Raw genomic sequence first — 4987 nt, 5'->3', positions numbered from 1 at the left:
TGGCGGCAGCCGTTCCTTCGGTGACCGTCCGGCCCGCTCGTTCGGTGACCGTGACAACCGCGGTGGCGGCTTCAACCGCGACGACCGTGGCGGCAACCGCTCGTTCGGTGACCGTCCGGCCCGTTCCTTCGGTGACCGCGACAACCGCGGTGCCGGTGACCGTGACAACCGTGGTGGCGGCTTCAACCGCGACCGTGACGACCGCGGTGGCAGCCGTTCCTTCGGTGACCGTCCGGCCCGCTCGTTCGGTGACCGCGACAACCGCGGCGCCGGCGCCGGCAGCACCAGCCGTCCGTTCGCCCGTCGCGACGACCACCGCTCGGGCGGCCGCCCGCAGGGTGGGTCCTCCTCCTTCGGTGACCGCGACAACCGCGGTGGCAGCCGTTCCTTCGGTGACCGCGACAACCGCGGCGCCGGCTTCAACGGTGGCGACCGCAAGCCGCGCTGGAAGAACTGACCTCCGGCTGACGGCTGACTGAACGTCCGACGGGCCCGTTCCACTTCGGTGGGGCGGGCCCGTCGCCGTCGGCGCCGGTCTTCATCCGGTCGGCGATGCGATCAACTCGGTGGCGGGTCCCGCGGGCCCGCCCGTAGGCTCCCGACCATGAGCAGCAGACTGCACCAAGTGGCCCGGGAGAACGAGGAGATCGCGGAGCGGGGGACGTACCGCGGGCCGGGCGGGGTGAGCGTGACGATCGGCGGACTGCTGGCGGCGGCCCGCGCCGGCACCGTGTCGTACACGCCCGAGGAGAGCGCCGCGCTGCTCGACGAGCCGTCACCGGGCCCCGGCGACCCGGCGGTCGAGGTCACCGCGGAGGGCAGCCTGCAGGCCGCCGACCGGCTGGTGCGGTCGCTGGCGGCGGGCGACGGTGCCCGCGGCGGCGAGACGGTCGCGGTGCTCAACTTCGCCTCGGCGCGCAACCCCGGCGGCGGCTACCTGCGCGGGTCCCGGGCGCAGGAGGAGGACCTCTGCCGCGGTGCGCTGCTGTACCGGTGCCTGCTGGCCGCACCCGACTACTACGAGGCGCACCGGGCCAGCGACGACCTGCGCTACAGCCACCGGATCATCTTCTCGCCCGGGGTCCCGGTGATCCGCGACGAGAAGTGCGACCTGCTGGCGCGACCGTACCCGGTCTCGTTCCTGACCTCGCCGGCGCCCAACGCCACGCAGCTGCGGCTGCGGTCCCAGGACGTCGGGCTGGCGCCGGTGCTGGCGGAGCGGGCGAAGCGGCTGCTGGCGGTGGCGGCCCGGCACGAGGTGCGGCACCTGGTGCTCGGCGCCTGGGGGTGCGGGGTCTTCGGCAACGACCCGGCGCAGGTGGCGCAGGCCTTCGCGGTGGCGCTGGAGTCCTACGGCGGAGCCTTCGAGCACGTGGTCTTCGCGGTCTGGGACCGGCAGTCGGTCTCGGCCAACCGGGCCGCCTTCGCCCAGCGCTTCGCCGGGGGTGGACGGCGCGGCTCGGCGGACGGCCCCGGGGCGGCGGACGGCGGTCGGTCAGCGGACGGCCAGTGAGGCGCCCACGGTGATCAGCACGCCGCAGAAGACCACGACCGCCAGGGCCCGGTGCCAGTCCCCCCGCCCGGAGCGGGCCCCGGGCAGGCCCCCGACGGCGTCGAGCCGGAAGAGCGTCGGGTCCTGCGGCAGGTGCCGCACCGGCACCGGCGGGCCGCCCACCGGGTAGCGCCGGCGGCTGGAGGTGCTCAGGTCGGCGCCGGTGACCTGCTCGCCGTCCGCGGTGGTGAACCGCAGCACCGGGTGGTAGCGGTGGGTGCTGTCCGGGCCGCCTTCCGCCACCACCGTGCCGATGAGCCGCCCGTAGGCGACGACTCCCTTGTCGCGCAGCAGCCTTCGCTGCTCCGTGGTGGACGAGTGGCGGAGCATGACGGCGGTCGCGGTGAGCGCGAACGACGAGCAGGCCAGCACGGCGCTGGTCGCGATCGCGTCCGGATCGGTCCAGCGGGTCAGCACCAGGGCGACCGATCCGAGGGTCATCACCAGCAGGCTCGCCCGGCCGGCGTCGAAGAGGCTGATCTGCGGGCCGACCTGGAAGAGGTCCGGGGCGCCCGGCAGGTAGCGCACCGAGATCAGCTGCCCGGGCCAGCCCACCTGCGGGATCCGTCCCCCGGTCGGCGTGCCGGTCACCTCGCGCTCGGTGGCCGCGTCGGTGAAGCGCACGACGGGCACCACCGAGGTGCGTCTGCCGTTGCGGCGCACCAGCATCCGGGTCACGGTGCCCTGGACGGTCGTCCCGTGGCGGGAGAACCGGCTGAGCCGCAGCGCGACCGCCGGCACCCCCAGCACCAGCAGCAGCAGTCCCGTCCACCAGCAGAGCAACAGTGCGTCCTGGTCGTACTCACCCATCGCCGTCCCCCCGGACTTCCCCCGGACTTCCCCCGAACTTCCTCTACCCCTCCTGGTCTCCCTCTGATCCTGCCCCCTTCCTGATGGTCTGTCACCTGGGTTCGGTGACCCCCTGGAGCGCACCGTTCACCCTGGTCCGGCTGGCCCGTCTGGTAGCGCGCAGTCCCGCGTCCCGGTCGCCGGGCGCGGCGAAAAGCGGGTGCGGGCGCGGCCCGCCGACGGGAGACTGCGGGGAACGCCGGGAGGCCGGAGAGAGGGGCGCGACCATGCGCGTACTGCTGTCGGGAGTGGTGGGCTCCACCGCCTACGGTCTGGCACGGCCGGGCTCGGACGTGGACCGGCTGGGCCTGTTCGCGGCGCCCACCGAGGAGTTCCACGGGCTGCGCCGGCCCACCGAGTCGGTGGTGCGCACCGCACCGGACCAGACCTGGCACGAGGCGGCGAAGTGGTGCCGGCTGGCCCTGGCCGGCAACCCGACGGTCACCGAACTCGTCTGGTTGCCGTCGGAGTTGTACGAGGTGCGGACACCACTGGGGGACGAGTTGATCGGCCTGCGGGAGCGGCTGCTCAGCGCCCGGGCGGTGCGCGACTCCTACCTCGGCTACGCCACCCAGCAGTTGCGCAAGCTCGCCGGCCGGGACCGCACCGAGCCCGCGACCCTGGCCCGCGCGGCCAAACACGCCCGGCACCTGGTCCGCCTCGTCGAGCAGGCGGTCGCCCTGCACGAGACCGGCGTCCTGACCATCCGGCTCGCCGACCCCGAGCGGGTCCGCGAGCTCGGCGAGCGCATCGCGGCGACCCCGGACCTGGCCGAGGGCCTGCTCGCCGACGCCGTCCACCGGCTGGACCGCCCCGGCGCGCTGCCCCAGGCCCCGGACGAGGCGGCGGTGGAGTCCTGGCTCCGCCGGGTCCGCCGGGCCCACCTGACCCCCGCCCAGGCCGCCTGATCTGCACGCCCGCCGGGATTTGACGACACCGGACGGCACGTTCTGGCATGATGTCGATGTTGTCGGGGCGCTAGCTCAATGGTTAGAGCTGCGGACTTTTAATCCGTAGGTTCAGGGTTCGAGCCCCTGGCGCCCCACCGGATCGACCTGAGTGGACCAGGGCGTTCTCCCCCCGGGGAGGACGCCCTTCGTCATGAGCGGGTCCGGGGTGCGGCACGGGTGGGCGGACGGTCAGCCCACGGCCACGGTCGCGGCCGCCACGTGCCGCAGGACGTCCAGGTCCATCGGCGTCAGCTGGATGTTGAGCGCGTCCCCGATCCAGACGGTGCGGGTGGCCTTCAGGGTCCGTGCGATCGCCGTCAGGGGGACGTTCTCCAACTCCGTCAGGGCGTAGGGCAGCGGAATCGTCTCCACCGCCGTTCCCTGCCGCCACCGCAGCACCGCCGGTGCGCCGGCCGGTGCCTCGAAGAGCAGCATGCCGAGGGCCGGGCGTGCCCCGTCGATGCGGGCGGCACGCGCGTACAGGCGCACGCCCTGGGCCAGGGCCGCGACGTCGGCCCGGGCCGATCGCGGGGCGATGCCTCCGACGGCGACCAGGATGCGGTCCACCCGTCGCCGCATCATCGCCGAGGTGGGCTGCGCTCCGGCCACCTGCTGCTGCATCCGGCGCGGCAACGCCGCCATCACGACGCTGAGCACCAGGATGCCGATGACGAACTCGAGAGCCGTCAGGAGCAGTCTGCTCCCGTCGTCGACCCCGAAGACGTTGGCCACCAGGGTCGCCACGACGAGCAGCGCCAGGGAAAATCCATAACCCAGCGTGACCAGTATTCTCATGGGTAATGCTCCTCATCTCATCATTCGACCGTGACGAGATTAGCGGGCCGTCACGGAAGGTAGCGGCGGGGACCGTGTCTCGGTCCGCCGCGGACCGCCCGCCGCACTTCTTACGAACTCCGAACGACGGGCCCGCACGGGGCCTTTCGGCTGTCGATCGGGGCCCGTGGGCGGTTAGCGTCATCGGCAGTCAGCCGGTACCGCCGATCACTCCGCCCGAGCTGGGGATGCAACTCCCTTGCCATGGACAGGAGTTGATGCGCCATGCCCGGCCGGCCCCAGTCGCCGAACGCCTCGAGGAGCAGACCGATGAACGCCACCCTGCGGATAGCCCGTGCCATCGGCGTCACCGCCGCCGCGATCGCCGCCGCGGCCGCGCTGAGCACCCCGGCCTTCGCCGCGAACGACGCCGGACGCCACCAGGCGCCGGTGTTCGTGCAGAGCGACGACCTGAGCGGCAACACCGTGGTCGCCTACGACCGCGCGGGCGACGGCTCGCTGCGCCAGGCCGGGGTGTACGCCACCGGCGGCCTCGGCGGGCGGGCCGCCCGGCTGGGGCGGTCACCAGTCGGTCACCAGTCGGACGCCTCGCGCAGGGCGTGCCGGAGCTGGCTGGCCACGTTCGCCGTGTCGGTGCCGACCACGTCGGCGATCTCCGGGGTGGCCAGGCCGACCACGTAGTGCAGGATGGCCAGATCCTCGTCGGCGGCGGTGACCCGCTGGGTCGGCACCCGGGCCGGGTCGAAGCGGGCGGCGACGGTGGCTCGCAGGATCCGCCAGGCGGCCGCCGTCGGGTTGGGACTGCCCAGGATCTCCGCCCAGCCCGCCGCCATCACCGCGA

General features: G+C 73.7%; 5 protein-coding genes, 1 tRNA gene and 2 pseudogenes. 5 read left to right on the top strand and 3 right to left on the bottom strand.

The window, feature by feature from the left end; translation table 11 throughout:
* A pseudogene (locus ABD323_RS38410) lies at window positions 1-457 on the top strand (DEAD/DEAH box helicase); the annotation flags it as partial.
* A gap of 147 nt (window positions 458-604) precedes the next feature.
* On the top strand, window positions 605-1513 hold the full coding sequence (locus ABD323_RS38405; RefSeq protein ID WP_344446744.1) for a TIGR02452 family protein: 909 nt from the start codon (window positions 605-607) through the stop codon (window positions 1511-1513).
* Here ABD323_RS38405 and ABD323_RS38400 read toward each other — a convergent pair.
* Window positions 1496-2362, bottom strand: coding sequence for a DUF3592 domain-containing protein (locus tag ABD323_RS38400; protein ID WP_344446743.1), 867 nt, complete (start codon window positions 2360-2362; stop codon window positions 1496-1498). The genes ABD323_RS38405 and ABD323_RS38400 overlap by 18 nt on opposite strands.
* 260 nt (window positions 2363-2622) lie before the next feature.
* Here ABD323_RS38400 and ABD323_RS38395 point away from each other — a divergent pair.
* Both ABD323_RS38395 and ABD323_RS38390 read left to right on the top strand, forming a co-directional pair.
* Window positions 2623-3309: pseudogene (locus ABD323_RS38395) on the top strand (nucleotidyltransferase domain-containing protein); the annotation flags it as partial.
* A 64-nt stretch (window positions 3310-3373) separates the two neighbouring features.
* A tRNA-Lys gene (locus tag ABD323_RS38390) sits at window positions 3374-3446 on the top strand.
* A gap of 94 nt (window positions 3447-3540) precedes the next feature.
* On the opposite strand, the gene ABD323_RS38385 is transcribed toward ABD323_RS38390, so the two are convergent.
* Window positions 3541-4146 (bottom strand): hypothetical protein, encoded by a 606-nt coding sequence (locus ABD323_RS38385; RefSeq protein WP_344446742.1) that lies wholly within the window; start codon window positions 4144-4146, stop codon window positions 3541-3543.
* Window positions 4147-4455: 309 nt separating this feature from the next.
* On the opposite strand from ABD323_RS38385, the gene ABD323_RS38380 reads away from it, so the two are divergent.
* The gene (locus ABD323_RS38380; protein WP_344446741.1) at window positions 4456-4827 is read left to right on the top strand and encodes a hypothetical protein; all 372 of its coding nucleotides are present in this window, start codon (window positions 4456-4458) and stop codon (window positions 4825-4827) included.
* Here ABD323_RS38380 and ABD323_RS38375 read toward each other — a convergent pair.
* Window positions 4719-4987, bottom strand: a 269-nt coding sequence (locus ABD323_RS38375; RefSeq protein WP_425556304.1) for an RNA polymerase sigma factor sigma-70 region 4 domain-containing protein, incomplete at its 5' end; no start/stop codon positions are given. The two genes, ABD323_RS38380 and ABD323_RS38375, sit on opposite strands and share 109 nt — an antisense overlap.

The organism is Kitasatospora nipponensis (assembly GCF_039528135.1).
GTDB classification, from domain to species: Bacteria; Actinomycetota; Actinomycetes; order Streptomycetales; family Streptomycetaceae; genus Kitasatospora; species Kitasatospora nipponensis.
Note: the sequence above shows the minus strand (reverse complement) of the source record. Positions and strands in the feature narration are given on the sequence as shown.